At 67.6% G+C, this 16,325-nt stretch carries 14 protein-coding genes; 8 read left to right on the top strand and 6 right to left on the bottom strand.

Going from position 1 to position 16,325, the window contains the following annotated elements; genetic code table 11:
• Positions 1 to 63: 63 nt before the first annotated feature.
• Together AC3WMR_RS13590 and recJ are read left to right on the top strand one after the other, a co-directional pair.
• Positions 64 to 1,005 (top strand): hypothetical protein, encoded by a 942-nt coding sequence (locus AC3WMR_RS13590; RefSeq protein ID WP_492265437.1) that lies wholly within the window; start codon positions 64 to 66, stop codon positions 1,003 to 1,005.
• Positions 987 to 2,687: a single-stranded-DNA-specific exonuclease RecJ gene (recJ, locus tag AC3WMR_RS13585; RefSeq protein WP_492265436.1), complete on the top strand. Its 1,701-nt coding sequence runs from the start codon at positions 987 to 989 to the stop codon at positions 2,685 to 2,687. Before AC3WMR_RS13590 ends, recJ begins: the two co-directional genes overlap by 19 nt.
• A 54-nt stretch (positions 2,688 to 2,741) precedes the next feature.
• Here recJ and AC3WMR_RS13580 read toward each other — a convergent pair whose 3' ends face one another.
• Positions 2,742 to 4,052 (bottom strand): MFS transporter, encoded by a 1,311-nt coding sequence (locus tag AC3WMR_RS13580; protein WP_492265435.1) that lies wholly within the window; start codon positions 4,050 to 4,052, stop codon positions 2,742 to 2,744.
• 265 nt (positions 4,053 to 4,317) lie between these two features.
• Between AC3WMR_RS13580 and prfB the strand changes: the two genes are divergently transcribed.
• From prfB to AC3WMR_RS13560, 4 genes are all read left to right on the top strand, one after another.
• A protein-coding gene (prfB, locus tag AC3WMR_RS13575; protein ID WP_492265434.1) for a peptide chain release factor 2 occupies positions 4,318 to 5,422 on the top strand; the annotation gives its coding sequence in 2 pieces (ribosomal slippage) (positions 4,318 to 4,398 and positions 4,400 to 5,422; 1,104 coding nt in all).
• 42 nt (positions 5,423 to 5,464) lie between these two features.
• Positions 5,465 to 6,220: an SDR family oxidoreductase gene (locus tag AC3WMR_RS13570; protein WP_492265433.1), complete on the top strand. Its 756-nt coding sequence runs from the start codon at positions 5,465 to 5,467 to the stop codon at positions 6,218 to 6,220.
• A 9-nt stretch (positions 6,221 to 6,229) separates the two neighbouring features.
• Entirely contained in the window at positions 6,230 to 7,753 is a 1,524-nt protein-coding gene (gene lysS, locus AC3WMR_RS13565) for a lysine--tRNA ligase (protein WP_492265432.1), read from the top strand.
• 15 nt (positions 7,754 to 7,768) lie between these two features.
• Positions 7,769 to 8,092 carry a preprotein translocase subunit TatB gene (locus AC3WMR_RS13560; protein ID WP_492265431.1) on the top strand — a complete coding sequence of 108 codons (324 nt, stop codon included), beginning with the start codon at positions 7,769 to 7,771 and terminating at the stop codon, positions 8,090 to 8,092.
• A gap of 27 nt (positions 8,093 to 8,119) precedes the next feature.
• Here the strand turns inward: AC3WMR_RS13560 and pdxR are convergent, their stop codons facing one another.
• Positions 8,120 to 9,619: a MocR-like pyridoxine biosynthesis transcription factor PdxR gene (gene pdxR / locus AC3WMR_RS13555; RefSeq protein WP_492265430.1), complete on the bottom strand. Its 1,500-nt coding sequence runs from the start codon at positions 9,617 to 9,619 to the stop codon at positions 8,120 to 8,122.
• Positions 9,620 to 9,814: 195 nt separating this feature from the next.
• Here pdxR and AC3WMR_RS13550 point away from each other — a divergent pair, with 195 nt between their 5' ends.
• Together AC3WMR_RS13550 and AC3WMR_RS13545 are read left to right on the top strand one after the other, a co-directional pair.
• Entirely contained in the window at positions 9,815 to 11,065 is a 1,251-nt protein-coding gene (locus AC3WMR_RS13550; protein ID WP_492265429.1) for a benzoate/H(+) symporter BenE family transporter, read from the top strand.
• Complete coding sequence (locus AC3WMR_RS13545) at positions 11,065 to 11,871, top strand: YggS family pyridoxal phosphate-dependent enzyme (RefSeq protein ID WP_492265428.1); 807 nt, start codon at positions 11,065 to 11,067, stop codon at positions 11,869 to 11,871. The genes AC3WMR_RS13550 and AC3WMR_RS13545 overlap by 1 nt, the downstream gene beginning before the upstream one ends.
• Positions 11,872 to 11,883: 12 nt before the next feature.
• On the opposite strand, the gene AC3WMR_RS13540 is transcribed toward AC3WMR_RS13545, so the two are convergent.
• Genes AC3WMR_RS13540 through AC3WMR_RS13525 form a run of 4 tightly spaced genes read right to left on the bottom strand, consistent with a single transcriptional unit; the run spans position 11,884 to position 16,317 of the window.
• Complete coding sequence (locus tag AC3WMR_RS13540) at positions 11,884 to 12,525, bottom strand: TetR/AcrR family transcriptional regulator (protein ID WP_492265427.1); 642 nt, start codon at positions 12,523 to 12,525, stop codon at positions 11,884 to 11,886.
• A complete protein-coding gene (locus tag AC3WMR_RS13535) occupies positions 12,522 to 13,676 on the bottom strand; it encodes a thiolase family protein (RefSeq protein ID WP_492265426.1) in 1,155 nt (384 codons plus the stop codon). Before AC3WMR_RS13535 ends, AC3WMR_RS13540 begins: the two co-directional genes overlap by 4 nt.
• The gene (locus tag AC3WMR_RS13530) at positions 13,673 to 15,526 is read right to left on the bottom strand and encodes an AMP-dependent synthetase/ligase (RefSeq protein ID WP_492265425.1); all 1,854 of its coding nucleotides are present in this window, start codon (positions 15,524 to 15,526) and stop codon (positions 13,673 to 13,675) included. Before AC3WMR_RS13530 ends, AC3WMR_RS13535 begins: the two co-directional genes overlap by 4 nt.
• The gene (locus tag AC3WMR_RS13525) at positions 15,523 to 16,317 is read right to left on the bottom strand and encodes an ABC transporter ATP-binding protein (protein ID WP_025136008.1); all 795 of its coding nucleotides are present in this window, start codon (positions 16,315 to 16,317) and stop codon (positions 15,523 to 15,525) included. The genes AC3WMR_RS13530 and AC3WMR_RS13525 overlap by 4 nt, the downstream gene beginning before the upstream one ends.
• Positions 16,318 to 16,325 lie beyond the last annotated feature (8 nt).

The following is a 16,325-nucleotide window of genomic DNA, read 5'->3' as shown; positions in this document are numbered from 1 at the left end:
TCAACGTATGGCAATCGGGGCCGGCCTTAGTTCCCCGGGCGGCCAGCGACTACAATCCCGCCCATGCTGATCGTCATTCCGGGCGCCTTGCCCGCCCTTCCCGTTGCCGCCGAACTGGCCAAGCTCCTGCCCCAGCGCGCGCCCACGCTGCACCGCTGGCTGCAAGCCGCCAGCGCCCGGGTCCAGGCCCACGACATCCGCGCCTACGGCTGTACTCCCTTCGAATCCTGGCAGCTGGACCGGGCCGGCTACGCGCCCGAACCCGGCCTGCTGCAAGGCGCCGGCCTGGGCCCGCTGCTGGCTGACGACCCGGCCGGCAATGGCCCCGTCTGGCTGGCCGAGCTGGTGCACCTGGCCCTGGGCACCGATCAGGCCACGTTGCTCGACCCGGCCCAGATGGACCTGCGCGACGAAGAAACCGCCGCGCTGCTGGACACCGCCCGCCCGCTGTTCGACGGCACGGGCTTCACCGTCCAAGCGCTCTCGGCGGCGCGCTGGCGCCTGCAACTGCCCGACGGCCTGCGGCCCCAGACCGCCAGCCCGCTGGCCGTGGCCGGCCAGCGCCTGAACGACTGGTGGCGCCAGGACACCGAAACCCGCCCCTGGCGCCGCCTGCTCAATGAGATCCAGATGGCCTGGCACGAGCATCCCGTCAACGACGCCCGCGCCGCGCGCGGCCTGCCGCCCGTCAATGCCCTGTGGCTGTATGGCGGCGGCACGCCGTGGCCGCAGCGCCCTGCTGCCCCCACCGCGCACGTGCTGACCGCCCTGGACGCGCCGCAACGCGCGGGCGACTGGGCCGCCTGGCTCGATGCCCTGGCTGAACTCGATACGCAGCTGCAAGCGCTGGCCGGGCCCAATGGGCTGCCCGCCACGCCCGCCGAACTGCTGCTGCTGGGCGACGACCGTCGCGCCGCCCTCACCCTGAAACCGCGCGGGGGCCTGCTGGGCTTGCTGCCCGCCCCCAAGAAAAACTGGAGCGCCTGGTGGTCTCACCCCGCTTAACCATCCGCCGGGCCGACCTGTCCGCCTGCCACGTCCTGGAAGCCTCAGGCATCCACCCCCTGCTGGCGCGCCTGTGGGCCGCCCGCGGCGTCACCCATCCCGACCAGACCAAGCTGGCCTGGCCATCACTGTTGCCGCCCGCCGGGCTGACGCATTCGGCGCACGCCGCTGGCGTGCTGGCCGACGCCATCCAGGCCGGCAAGAAACTGCTGATCGTGGCCGACTACGACTGCGACGGCGCCACCGCCTGCGCCGTCGGCCTGCGCGCCCTGTCCGCCATGGGCGCCGACGTCGACTTCCTGGTGCCCAACCGCTTCGAGACCGGCTACGGCCTGTCGCCCGCCGTGGTCGAACTGGCCTGCCGCCACCGCAGCGGCAAGCCCGACATCATCATCACGGTGGACAACGGCATCGCCAGCGTCGACGGCGTGGCCGCGGCCAACGACGCCGGCATCGGCGTGGTCATCACCGACCACCACTTGCCCGGCGACACGCTGCCCGAGGCCCTGGCCATCGTCAACCCGAACCAGCCGGGCTGCGGCTTTCCGTCCAAGAACCTGGCGGGCGTGGGCGTCATCTTCTACATGATGCTGGCGCTGCGCGCCGAGCTGCGCCGCCGCGGGGTCTACGCGGCCGATGGCGGCCCGCGCCTGGACGCGCTGTCCGACCTCGTGGCCCTGGGCACGGTGGCCGACGTGGTCAAACTGGACGCCAACAACCGCCTGCTGGTCACCCAGGGCCTGCAGCGCATGCGCAGCGGCCGCCTGCAACCTGGCCTGCGCGCCCTGTTCGCCGTGGCCGGCCGCGAACCGCGCACCGCCAACGGCTTTGACCTGGGCTTTGCCCTGGGCCCGCGCATCAATGCCGCCGGCCGCCTGGCCGACATGAGCCTGGGCATCGCCTGCCTGACCACCGACGACGAAGCCCAGGCGCTGGAAATGGCGCGCGAACTCGACAACATCAACCGCGAACGCCGCACCATCGAAGCCGAAATGCGCGAACAGGCGCTGGCGGCCATGGAAGAGCCCAACGCCTCGGCCGGCGCCACGGTCTGCGTGTTCGACCCGGGCTGGCACCAGGGCGTGGTGGGCCTGGTGGCCTCGCGCCTGAAGGAAAAATTCTGGCGCCCCACCCTGGCCTTCGCCCCCGCCGGCGACGATGAAATCCGCGGCTCGGGCCGCTCGATTCCCGACGTGCACCTGCGCGATGCGCTGGACCTGGTGTCCAAGCGCCATCCCAACCTGATCCGCAAGTTCGGCGGCCACGCCATGGCGGCCGGCCTGACGCTGGGCAAGAACGACTTCCCTGCCTTCGCCCCCGCCTTCGATGCCGCCGTGCGCGAGCTGACCGGCCGCGACACCTTCGAACCCGTCATCGAAACCGACGGCTCGCTGGAATCGGGCTACGCCAACGCCGAAGTGGCCGGCATGCTGCAGCAGCAGGTCTGGGGCGCAGGGTTTGCCGCGCCGCTGTTCCTGGACGAATTCGTGGTGCGCAACCAGCGCCTGGTCGGCGAAAAGCACCTGAAGCTGTCGCTCGAACGCGGCCACCAGCGCTTTGACGCCATCTGGTTCGGCCACGACCAGTCGCTGCCGGAGCACATCCAGGCGGCGTACCGGCTCGAGCAGAACGTGTGGAACGGGATGGTGTCGGTGCAGTTGGTCATCGAACACGCCGGCTAGAAAAACAAGGGCGCTTCCCTCGGGAAGCGCCCTTGTTTTATCAGGCCCCGCGCGTTACTTGTTCACCAGCCTGGCCGGTTGCGCCAGCGCCACCAGCGCGCCCACCACCAGGCAGCCGGACAGCATGTACAGGCCGGTGTTGGTGGTGCCGGTCATGTCCTTGAGCCAGCCCACCAGGTAGGGGCTGACGAAGCCGGCCAGGTTGCCCACGGAGTTGATCAGCGCGATGCCGGCCGCGGCTGCGGTGCCGCCCAGCAAGGCAGTCGGCAGGCTCCAGAACAGCGGCAGCACCGTGCAGATGCCGATGTTGGCCACCGTCAGCGCCAGGATCGCCAGCACCGTGTTGCCGCTCCAGATGGCCGAGAACAGCAGGCCGAGCGCACCGAACAGCGCGGGAATCGCCACGTGCCAGCGGCGTTCGCGGTTGCGGTCCGAGTTGCGCGCGATCAGGATCATGCCGATCACCGCGAACAGGTTCGGCACCGCGGTCAACAGGCCGATCGCCAGCGTGCTTTGCACGCCAGTGCTCTTGATCAGCGTCGGCATCCAGAACCCCACCCCGTACAGCCCCATCACGAACGAGAAGTAGATCAGCGCCATCGCCCACACCCGCGGACGGGTCAGCGCAGCGCGGATCGGCGGGTCTTCCTTGTTCTGTTCTTCGGCCGCGATATTGCGGATCAGCACGGCCTTTTCGTTGGCGGTCAGCCACTTGGCCTTGTTGATGCGGTCGTCCAGGTAGATCAGCACCAGCACGCCGATGATCACGGACGGAATGCCTTCGAGCAGGAACAGCCATTGCCACCCGGACAGGCCGTGGTCGCCATGGAACGTGCTCATGATCCAGCCCGAGATCGGGCCGCCGATCAGTCCGGACATCGGCACGGCCGTCATGAAGAAGGTCGTGATGCGGCCGCGGCGGGCGGCGGGATACCAGTAGGTCAGGTAAAGAATGATGCCCGGGAAGAACCCGGCTTCGGCCGCGCCCAGCAGAAAGCGCAGGAAATAGAACATGTGCACGCTGGTCACGAACATCATGCAGGCCGAAATGATGCCCCACGTGATCATGATCCGCGCTATCCAGACGCGCGCGCCCACTTTATGAAGAATGATGTTGCTGGGAATCTCGAACAGGAAATAGCCGATGAAGAATATCCCTGCGCCCAGGCCGTAGACCGTCTCGCTGAATTGAAGCTCCTGCAGCATCTGCAGTTTGGCAAAGCCCACATTGACGCGGTCCAGGTAGGCCACGACATAGCAAACCACCAAAAGCGGCACCAGCCGCCACCCCACCTTGCGGTAGATGCGGTCCTCCTCAGCCGCCGGGATCGCCGGCGAGACCCCGGGGGCCATAGTGTGTTCCATCAGCGTCTCCTCCTCTTACGGGATAGGCCGGCTGGTTGCCGGCATCTTGCGCGGTCCCGTTCCCCGGACAGGGGACATATAGGCCGGCCACCAAGCCTAGAATCCCGCAGTTGACAAAAAACTGAACAACCTGCCCCTCTGCGCGCAAACCCCTAGACCGCATTTCCAGCCAATGCGTCCCCTTTCTTGCCACCCTGGCCCGCAGGTAGGCTCCATCCACGGTAAAATGCCAGGTTTCGCACAAAAGTCATCAGACAGGATCATCATGGAAGCCGAACGTCAGAACCAGCTCGCAGCCCGCCTCGCCGACTACGCGGAGCGCGAACAGGCTCTACGGAGGTATCTTTGACTACGATGCCAAAACTGAACGCCTGCAAGTCGTAAACGCCGAGCTCGAAGACCCGGCCGTCTGGAACGACCCCAAGCACGCCCAGGACCTGGGCCGTGAAAAGAAAGCCCTGGAAGACGTGGTGGAAACGCTCACCGGCCTGGGCACGGGCCTGGCCGACTCGAACGAACTGTTCGAACTGGCCACCGCCGACAACGACGACGCCACGCTGGAATCCATCGAATCGGACGCCGACGCTTTCCAGGAAAAACTGGAAGGCCTGGAATTCCGCCGCATGTTCTCCAATCCGGCCGACCCCCTGAACTGCTTCCTGGACATCCAGGCAGGCGCGGGCGGCACGGAAGCGCAGGACTGGGCCTCGATGCTGCTGCGCCAGTACCTCAAGTACGCCGAACGCAAGGGCTTCAAGGCCGAGATCCTTGAAGAATCCGAAGGCGAAGTCGCTGGCATCAAGTCCGCCACGATCAAGATCGAGGGCGAATACGCCTTTGGCTACCTGCGTACCGAAACCGGCGTGCATCGCCTGGTGCGCAAGAGCCCGTTCGACTCGTCGGGCGGCCGCCATACGTCGTTTGCCAGCGTGTTCGTCTACCCGGAAGTCGACGATTCCTTCGAAGTCGAAGTGAACCCCGCCGACCTGCGCGTGGACACCTACCGCGCGTCCGGCGCGGGCGGCCAGCACATCAACAAGACCGACTCGGCCGTGCGCCTGACCCACATGCCCACCGGCATCGTGGTGCAGTGCCAGAACGACCGCTCGCAGCACCGCAACCGCGCCGAAGCCATGCAGATGCTGAAATCCAAGCTATACGAGCTGGAAATGCGCAACCGCATGGCCGAACAGCAGAAGCTGGAAGACTCCAAGACCGATGTGGGCTGGGGCCACCAGATCCGTTCCTACGTGCTGGACCAGAGCCGCATCAAGGACCTGCGCACCAACGTCGAAATCTCGAACACGCAGAAAGTGCTGGACGGCGACCTGGATCCCTTCATCCAGGCCAGCCTGAAGCAAGGCGTCTGAGTTTCCCGCTAGTTCCGCCCACCGCACCCAGAGGGTCCACGAATGTCTGACACCATCGCAATTCTCACCGGCGCTTCGCGCGGCATCGGCGCCGCCATGGCGCGCGGCCTGGTCAAACCGGGCACGCGCCTCGTTACCCTGGCGCGCCGCGAAGACCCCGAGCTGGCCGCCTACGCCCGCTCGCAGGACGTGCAGCTGGAACAGCTGTCCGTGGACCTCTCCGACCTGGCTGCGGCCGATGCCGCCGCCCAGCGCATCTGTGGCGCCCTGCCCCGCGACGCGCGCCGCTACCTGCTGATCAACAACGCCGGCACCGTGCACCCCGTGTCCGGTACCGACGCGCTGATCGACGGCCCGGCCATCGCCGCCGCCTTCAACCTGAACGTCACGGCCGTGATGCTGCTGACCGCGCGCTTCCTGGCCGCCGTCGAAGACCTCGACGCCGACCGCCGCGTGCTCAACATCTCGTCCGGCGCGGGCCGCAATCCCAACGCCGGCTGGGGCGTGTACTGCGCCACCAAGGCCGCGCTCGACATGTACTCGCGCGTGGTCAAGCAGGAACAGGGCGAAGGCGGCGCGCGCATCGTCGCGCTGGCCCCCGGCATTGTCGACACCGACATGCAGGCGGCCATCCGCGCCAGCGATCCCGACGCCTTCCCGGCGCTGGCCAAGTTCCAGGACTTCCACGCCACCGGCAAGCTGTCCTCGCCCGCCAACGTGGCCTCCCGCATCCTCGCCTACCTGGACCGCGACGATTTCGGCACCACCGAAATCGACGACATCCGCAATTACGACTGATCCCCGACCATGACCGACCACACGACCGCTCCGGCAACCGCCCAGGATGAAAACCGCTTGATCGCCGAACGGCGTGCCAAGCTGGCCAAACTGCGCGAAACCGGGGTCGCGTATCCCAACGATTTCGTTCCCGACGCCCGCGCCGCCGCCCTGCACGACAAGTACGACGGCGAGGAACAGGAAGCCCTGGCCGCCGCCGCCGTCACCGTCAAGGTTGCCGGCCGCATGATGCTCAAGCGCGTCATGGGCAAGGCCAGCTTCGCCACCCTGCAAGACAGCACCGGCCGCATCCAGATCTACCTGGACCGCGGCACGCTGGGCGAAGACAACTACGCCGCGTTCAAGCAATGGGATATCGGCGACATCATCGCGATCGAAGGGTCGGTCTTCAAGACCAACAAGGGCGAACTGTCGGTGCACGCCGCCACGGCGCGCCTGCTGTCCAAGTCGCTGCGTCCGCTGCCGGACAAGTTCCACGGCGTGGCCGACCAGGAACTGCGCTACCGCCAGCGCTACGTCGACCTCATCATGACCGACGCCACGCGCCGCACGTTCGAAGCGCGCAGCAAGGCCGTGGGCAGCATCCGCCAGTTCATGCTCAACGCCGGCTTCCTGGAAGTCGAAACGCCGATGCTGCACCCGATTCCGGGCGGCGCGGCGGCCAAGCCGTTCGTCACGCACCACAACGCGCTGGACATGGAAATGTTCCTGCGCATCGCGCCCGAGCTCTACCTCAAGCGCCTCATCGTCGGCGGCTTCGAACGCGTGTTCGAAGTCAACCGCAACTTCCGCAATGAAGGCGTCAGCCCGCGCCACAATCCGGAATTCACGATGATGGAATTCTATGCAGCCTTCGCGGACTACCGCTGGCTCATGGACTTCACCGAAGAACTGATCCGCCAGGCCGCCATCTCGGCTACCGGCAGCGCCGTGCTGACCTATCAGGAACGCGAACTGGACCTTTCCAAGCCGTTCGACCGCCTGACCATCTGCGAAGCCATCCTCAAGTACGCGCCCGGCTACAGCCAGGCCCAACTGGACGACCCCGCCTTCGTGCGCACCGAACTCAAGAAGTTCGGCGTCGACGCCGACGGCCCGGTCCTGGCACGCGCCGGCCTGGGCGCGCTGCAGCTGGCGCTGTTCGAGGAAACCGCCGAAGCCAAGCTCTGGAATCCCACCTACATCATCGACTACCCGGTCGAAGTCTCGCCGCTGGCGCGCGCCTCCGACTCGCGCGAAGGCATCACCGAGCGCTTCGAGCTGTTCATGACGGGCCGCGAGATCGCCAACGGCTTCTCCGAACTGAACGACCCCGAAGACCAGGCCGAACGCTTCCGCTCGCAGGTCGAGGCCAAGGACGCCGGCGACGAAGAAGCGATGTACTACGACGCCGACTACATCCGTGCGCTGGAATACGGCATGCCCCCCACGGGCGGCTGCGGCATCGGCATCGACCGCCTGGTCATGCTGCTGACCGACAGCCCCAGCATCCGCGACGTCATCCTCTTCCCGCACCTGCGCCGTGAAGACTAAATCGCGCGCCGCATCATGATCTTCAAGATCCTGATGCTGGCCGCGGTCGTGGCCGCGTTGTTCTACATGGTGATGCAGCCACGGCGCGGCCGTGGCGGCTATGCCGCCGGCCCGGCGCCCGTGCGGCGATCGCCGCTGTTCATTGCATTGTGCCTGGCCGCCGCGCTGGGCCTGTCGGGCGCGCTGATCACCGCGGTGATCTGGATGGGTAGCGTCGCCGGAGGCGTCACCGGCGGCGGCTATCACGGCGAAGCCGACTTCCTGCTCACCATTGCCGGCGCCCTGCTCGCCATTGCCATCGCCTGCGGCGTCGGCGCCTTCTTCAAGCGCCGCGGCTGACGCGGCGCTTCTCCTTCCCACAAACCGCTACGCGCGGCGCAAGGCTCCGGCCAGGCGCCGCATGGCCGTCTCGATTTCGTGGGCGCTCAGCGACGCGTAGCCCAGCAGCCACCCCTGCTGTTGCACCGGCCCCGCATACAGGCGGCTCAGCCCCGGCAACGCCACGCCGGCCGCGGCCGCCCGGCGGATCGTATCCGCCTCGGACCAGCCCGGTTCCAGCAGGCAGGGAATCTGCAATCCTCCTTCGGGCCGCACCGCCCGCGCCCCCCCCTGCAAGTGGCGCGCCACCGCGTCCAGCATGACCTCGCGCCGCGCCGCATACAGCTTGCGCATGGCGCGCACGTGCGAGTTGTAGTGACCATCGTCCATGAAGCGCGCCAAGGTCAGTTGCAGGATCTGCGGCGTGTGCCCGTCGACGATGCTGCGCGCGCGGCTGAAGGCATCCACCAGTTCCTCGGGCAACGCCATGTACCCCATCCGCAACCCCGGAAACAGCGTCTTGCTGAACGTGCCGAGATAGATCGTACGGCCGTGCCTGTCCAGGCCCTGCACGCAGGCGGTCGGCAAGCCGTCGTAGTGGAATTCGCTGTCGTAGTCGTCTTCGATGATCCACTTGCCGGTTTCGCCGGCCCAGCGGGTCAGTTCCAGCCGGCGCGCCAGCGACAGCGTCGCCCCGGTGGGGTATTGATGCGACGGCGTCACGTAAACGCAAGCGGCGCCGCTGCGGTCGGCGCGTAGCAAGTCCGTGCGGATACCCTGCGCATCCACGTCGATCGGCACAATGCGGGCCTCGGCGAATTCGAATGCCTTGCGCGCCCCGAAGTAGCCTGGGTTCTCCAGCAGGATCGGCTTGCCGGCGTCGGCCAGCAGCTGCGCGCACAGGAACAGCGCCTGGCGCGTGCTGCTCAGCACCACGATCTGGCGCGCCGTCACCTTGGCGCCGCGTTCCAGGTTCAGATAGGTGGCAATCGCCTTGCGTAGCGGCTCGGCCCCTTGCGGATCGCCATGCAGCAGCACATGGCCGCGATGCTCCTTGAGCACCTGGCGTTGCAGCCGTTCCCAAACCTCGGTGGGAAACGTCCGCGTCTCGGGCAGCCCGGTGGCAAACGGCTGGATCGCCTGTTGGTCGGCCACGCCGCCGCTATCGAAGATCGAACGGCCTCGCCGGCTCAGGCCTTCGCCAGGCGCGGCTACCGTGGCGGTAAGCGGCGGGGCCTTGGCGCGCCGGCCGGCCGCCCCGCGCAGGTCCGCGCCGAGGGTGGCGGACACGTAGCTGCCCGAGCCCTTGCGACGGGAAATGAAGCCGTCGCGGTGCAACTGCACGTAGGCATTTTCGACCGTGTCCCGCGCCACGCCCAGCGACTGGGCCAGGGTACGCGTCGCGGGGAGCTTCACGCCCGCATCCAGCGCCCCGTCCAGGATCAACGCCCCCAACGCACGCTGGATGCGCTGGTGCAGGTCCAGCCATTGAAGATCCGCATCGGCCATGCGGATCTTCAGGGTTTCCAGTTCGAATGCCTTGCTCATGCGGTCTGCCTGAAAGCCGCGCAATGAAGTGTCGCGGCAGGCCATTCTAGGGGGCAGAGCCATCGGCTGCAATGCGGACAGCCGAAATAAGTGGTCTGGTGGTATCTAAAAAAGCATAGGGCCTTGGTAGTCCATTACGGCGCTATAAAACGACTTTCCCTCCAACCTGTCCCTCCCCAAGCCGGCCCCTACGCCATGTCTTCTCCAGCCTCCCGCCCCGCCTTGCAATGGCGCGACCTTCTGCATCCCGTCGTCGCTGGCCTCATCTCGGTCATCGTCAACTACGGCGGCACGTTCATCCTGGTATTCCAGGCCGCCAAGGCGGCCGGCCTGGACCCGGCCCACACCGCCTCGTGGGTCTGGTCCATTTCCATCGGTGTGGGCGTCACGGGCATCCTGCTCAGCTGGGCCACTCGCGAGCCCATCATCACCGCCTGGTCCACGCCGGCCGCCGCCTTCCTGGTCACGGCCCTGGCCACCACGCCATACGCCGAAGCCGTGGGCGCCTACCTGATCTCCGCCGCCGCCTTCGTCGTGCTGGGCCTGTCCGGCGGCTTCGAGAAACTCATCCGCCTGATTCCGCCCGGCGTGGCGGCGGGCCTCCTGGCCGGCATCCTGCTGCCGTTCGGTATCGGCGCCTTCGGCGGCATCAGCCTGGACCCCTTGCTGGCAGGCTGGCTCATCCTGGCCTACGTGGTGCTCAAGCGCTTCACGGCCCGCTACGCCGTGGTCGGCATCCTGGTGTCGGGTCTGGCCCTGCTGCTGCTGCAGAACCGCGTCGACCTGTCCGCCCTGACACTGACACTGGCCGCGCCCGTCTACACCTCGCCCGCCTTCTCGCTCAATGCCGCGCTCAGCGTTGCCTTGCCGCTGTTCCTGATCACGCTGACGGGCCAGTACATGCCCGGCATGCTGGTGCTGCGCAACGACGGCTTCAAGACCCGCGCCAACGGCATCGTCACGATCACGGGCCTGGGGTCGCTGCTGATGGCGCCCTTCGGGTCGCACGCCTTCAACCTAGCCGCGATCACGGCCGCCATCTGCACCGGCCGGGAATCCCACGAAGACCCGTCCCGGCGCTGGGTGGCCGGCATCGCGGCAGGCGTGTTCTACATCGTCGTCGGCATCTTCGGGGTCACGCTGGCGGCGGTCTTCATGGCCTTGCCCGCCACCTTCATCACCACGCTGGCCGGCCTGGCCTTGCTGGGCACCATCGGCGCCAGCCTGGCCGGTGCCCTGGCCGACGCCAAGACGCGCGAGGCCTCGTTGATCACCTTCCTGGCCGCCGCGGCCAACATCAAACTGTTCGGCATCGGCGGCGCGTTCTGGGGCCTGTTGATCGGTTTGGGCGCCCACGCGGTGCTCAACGGCCGCCTGCCGACGCGCACCCGCTACACTGACTCATCCATCGCCGCCCCCGCGACCGCCAAGGACATGGTGAAGTAATGCAACCCGACCTGCCCCCCAACGACGACACACAGACCCGCCACGACCAGCACGGCCGCTATCCGCAGGCCCTGACCGTCGAAGACTTCCAGCACAACCTCGCCGCCGTGCACGCGCGCATCCAGGCCGCCTGCGAGCGCGCCGGCCGCGACCCGCGCGACGTGCGTCTATTGCCCGTCAGCAAGACCATGGACGAATCCCGCATCCGGCTGGCCTACGCCGCGGGCTGCCGGCTGCTGGGCGAAAACAAGGTGCAGGAAGCCCTGCGCAAATGGGAAGGCACCACCGACCTGACCGACCTGCGCTGGTCCGTCATCGGCCATCTGCAGACCAACAAGGCCAAGGTGGTCGCCCGCTTCGCCAGTGAATTCCAGGCCCTGGACAGCCTGCGCGTGGCCGAAGCCCTGGACCGCCGCCTGCAGGCCGAAGGCCGTTCGCTGGACGTATTCGTGCAGGTCAACACGTCCGGCGAACCCAGCAAGTACGGCCTGCCCCCCGAAGAGGCCGCCGCCTTTGTCCGCGCCATGCCGGCATTTACCGCGCTGCGCGTGCGCGGGTTGATGACGCTGGCGCTGTTCTCCAGCGAAGCCGTGCGGGTACGCCAGTGCTTCGTACTGCTGCGCGGCCTGCGCGAGCAATTGCGCCAGGACGCGCCCGCGGGCATCGCGCTGGACGAACTGTCCATGGGCATGTCGGGCGACTTCGAAATCGCCATCGAGGAAGGCGCCACCGTGGTGCGCGTGGGCCAGGCCATCTTCGGCGCCCGCGCCTTGCCCGACAGCCACTACTGGCCCACCGGCGAATAGCCGAACCGCCCCTTAGCCCAAGGGCCAACGGCCGGCGTCCGGCGGCAGGCCCGGCAGGCTGGCCACCAGCATTTCGTCGATGAACGCGGCCGGCGCCAGCCGGCCGTCCGGCTTGTACCACTGCACCGTCAGGTTCATGGCGCCCAGCACGCAACGCTTGATCACCCGGGCGTCGCCCCGCAACAGGCCGGCCGCGACCGCCGCCGCCACCACCTGCTGCCACATCGCCTCGTAGCGGTCGCTCAAGCCCTTGACGCTGGCCTGGCTGGGCGCCGACAGGCTGCGCCATTCGTACACCAGCGCGTTCATCGCGTCGCCGCCGGCGCCATGCAGCATGCTCCACATATGCACCCGGAACAGCGCCGCCAGGCGGTCCGCCGGCGCCTGGTAGTGATCCAGCGCCTGGCGGCCACCGTCCAGCACTTCCTGGATGCCATTGTTCATCACCGCCACCAGGATTTCCTCTTTGCTGCGGAAATGATGGAACAGGCTGCCCGACTGCAAACCCACGGCCCGCGCCAGTTCACGCACCGTCGTACGTTCGTAGCCATGCTGGCGAAAAAGGCGTCCGGCCGTCAGGATCACCTCGTCGCGGCGCAGCGATTCCGCCCCGTCCTCGTGGCTGGCCGGTACGTCCCTGGCTGGCCGGATCATAGGCGTTCGATCACCGTCGCGGTCGCCATGCCATGGCCGATGCACATGACCTGCAAGCCGAACTGGCCGCCCGTAGCGCGCAGCCCCGCCAGCATCTTGGCCATCAGGCCCGCCCCCGTCGCACCCAGCGGATGGCCGTGGGCGATGGCGCCGCCCCACGGATTCACGCGCGCCGGGTCGGCATCCAGGCTGCGCTGCCACGCCAGCACCACGCTGGCAAAGGCCTCGTTGATCTCGATCCAGTCCATATCCTGCAAGCGCAGGCCGGCACGGGCCAACGCCTGTTCGGTGGCGGGAATCACGCCGGTCAGTTGCAGCACCGGGTCCGAACCGACCGCCACGCGGGCGCGAAAACGCGCCTGCGGACGCAGACCGTCGGCCAGCGCCGCCTGCCGATCCGCCAGCAGCACGGCCGCCGCGCCATCGGCCAGCTGGCTGGCCTGGGCCGCGGTCACATTGCCCTGGCCCGGCGGGCGCAAGGCCGGCGCCAGCGTGGCCATCCTGGCCGGGTCCGCCCGTTCGCGGATGCCTTCGTCGCGCAGCGGCAGCCCCGCCGGCCCCGCCAGCAGTTCGCTATGTCGGCCCGCCGAGGCCGCCGCCCAGGCGCGGGCATGGCTCTGCACCGACCACGCATCCATCTCGGCGCGCGTCAGCCCCCATTGTTCGGCGATGCGTTCCGCGCTTTCGATCTGATGCACCAGCGGATAGCGCTGCAGCAGCCCGGGGTTCAGCGAATCGAACCCGCGAAACTCACCCTGCCCCAGCGTCACGTCCAGGAACATCGGCACGCGGCTCATGCTTTCCACCCCGCCCGCAACGACATAACGCATGTCGCCCGCGGCAATGGCCTGCGCCCCCATGTGCACCGCCTGCTGGCTGGACCCGCACATGCGGTTCAGCGACAGGCCCGGCACCGTCTCGGGCAAGCCCGCCAGCAGCGCCGCCAGACGGCCGATATTGGCGCCCTGCTCGCCGGCCTGGCTGACGCAGCCGGCCAGCACGTCCTCGACCTGGCCAGGCGGCAGGCCGGCCCGCCCCAGCAAGCCCTGGATGGCATCGGCCAGCAAATCATCGGGCCGCCTGTCGGCCCAGCGACCGCCACGCCGCCCGAAGGGCGTGCGCACGGCCTCCACAATCACCGCCTCGTTCATGCCGCTGTCTCCTCGGCGTACAGCCGCTCGATATCGTCCGCATAGCTGCGGTAGATGCTGGCGCGCCGTACCTTCATGGTCGCGGTCACCTCGCCATCATCGTGGTCCAGTTCCTTGATCAAGAGATGAAAGCGCTTGATCTGCGCCACCGGCGCCAGCCCGGCATTGGCGCGCGCCACCTCGCCCGCCACCAGTTCGCGCACCTCCGCGCATTCGGCCAGCGACCGGAAATGCGTAAAGGCAATGCGCCGCGATTCCGCCCATTTGCCCACCGTGTCGAATTCCAGCTGGATCAAGGCTGCGACAAAGCGACGGCCATCCGCGATGATCACGCATTCCTTCACGTAGGGGCTGCTCTTGACCGCGTTCTCGATTTCAGACGGCGTCAAGTTCTTGCCGCCGGCCGTGATCATGATGTCTTTCAGGCGATCGATGATGCGCAGGCGTCCGTCCTGCACCGCGGCCACGTCACCCGTGTGCAGCCAGTCGTCCCGCACGGTATCGGCGGTGGCCGCATCGTTCTTGTAGTAGCCGGCAAACACCATTTCGCCGCGCACCTGCAATTCACCCGCGTCGCCCAGCCGCCAATCGACCCCCAGGATCGCCTCGCCCACCGTACCCACTTTGACGCGATCCGGATGCTGGCCGAAGATCATGCCCGCCGATTCGGTCAGGCCATACACCTCTACCAGTGGCACGCCGATCGTGCGGAAATACCGCACCACGTCGGGGGCAATGGGAGCCGCCCCCGTCATTGCTACGCTGACCCGACGCAGGCCGATGAAATTCTGCAAGGCCCGCAGGACCAGCACGTACCACAGCGCATAGGTCAGCCTTTCGCCCACGCTGCGTTGCCGCGCCGATTTTTCCAGGAACGGCGTGCAGGCGGCCAGCGCCCGCCGATACAGCCATTGCTGCAACCGGCCCGCTTCCTGCATCTTGATCGAGATCGACGCGTGCAGCTTTTCCCAGATGCGCGGCACGCCCAGGAACACCGTGGGCGCCACCTCGCGCAGATCTTCCTGCACTGTACGGATCGACTCGCCGAAATTGACCTGCGTCCCCAGATAGATCGGCACGAAGGTCGACAGCATCTGCTCGGCCACGTGGCACAGCGGCAGGTACGACAGGTGCACGCTGTGGGCATCCATCGACAGCCGGTCGGCGATGCCAGGCGCCACGCCGCGCATGTTGCGGTAGCTCAGCATCGCGCCCTTGGGCTTGCCCGTGGAGCCGGACGTGTAGATCATCAGCCCCAGGTCGTCCAGCTGCTGCGTGTTCAGCCAGGCATTCAGCGCCTCCAGCCCGTCGGCCTCGCGCCGCTGGCCTTCCGCTTCCAGTTCGGCGAAGGCGATGATGCGCGCACGTTCGGCGGGCGGATAGGAGCGCAACCCCTTGGTTTCCATCACGACGATGCGGCGCAAAAGCGGCAGCCGGTGTGCCACCTGCAACACCTTGTCGGTCTGTTCCTGGTCTTCGCACACGACCAGTTCGACGTCGGCATGTTCCAGCACGTAGCCCATTTCCTCGGCCGGGCTGGTGGCGTACACCCCCACGGCCACGCCGCCCACCACGCCCGCGCCCAACTGCACAAGCAGCCATTCCAGGCGGTTGTCGGACACGATGGCCACCCGGCCACCGCGAGACAGGCCTTCGGCCTGCAGGCCCAGCCCCACGCGGCAGGCCCGCTGCCAGTACTGTGCCCACGACACCGGCTGCCAGATACCGAAGTCCTTCTGCCGCACGGCAATGCCAGTGGGTTGGCGGCGCGCCTGTTCGCGCAGCATCTGCGGCAAGGTCAGCGCCGGCCAGCGACCATCCACCGGCCGCGAAGCATCTGGCGCCGTCATGACAGCCAGCGCTTGCGGCGCTTGTAGTGCTTGATATCGCGAAAGCCGCGAGCCTCGCCCGAGCCGCCCACGCCCAGGTAGAACTCGCGCACGTCCGGGTCGGCCGCCAGCTTGTCGGCCGTGCCGTCGATCACCACCTTGCCTGTTTCCATGATGTAGCCATAGTGGGCCACCGCCAGCGCCACCGACGCGTTCTGCTCGACCAGCAGCATCGACACCCCCTGTTCGCGATTGATCCGGGCAATGATCGAGAAAATCGTTTCCACCAGCATCGGCGACAACCCCAACGACGGTTCGTCCAGCAGCATCAGCTTGGGCTGCGCGATCAGCGCGCGGCCGATCGCCAGCATCTGCTGTTCACCGCCCGACAGATAGCCCGCCAGGCCGCGGCGACGCTCGTGCAGCCGCGGAAAATAGCCATACACCAGGTCGAAATCCACCTTGGCGCCAGGCCGCCCAGTCAACGCGTAGGTCGCGGCCACCAGATTCTCTTCCACCGTCAGGTCCTCGAACACGCGGCGCCCTTCCATCACGTGCGCCAGCCCCGCGCGCACCAGATTCTGCGGCCGCGCGCCCGCCGTATCGCCGCCGTCGAACGCGATGCGGCCGCGCACCAGTTCGCCGTCCTCCAGGTCCAACAGGCGCGACACGGCCTTCAGCGTGGTCGACTTGCCCGCGCCGTTGCTGCCCAGCAGCGCCACGATGGCGCCGGTCGGCACCGACAGCGACAGGCCGCGCAGCACCTGCACCGCCTTGTTGTAGACGACCTCGATGTTGTTGATATCCAGCACCGCCGCGG

This window comes from Achromobacter sp. FW305-C-28 (assembly GCF_058783235.1).
This window is presented reverse-complemented; position numbering and strand designations above follow the sequence as displayed.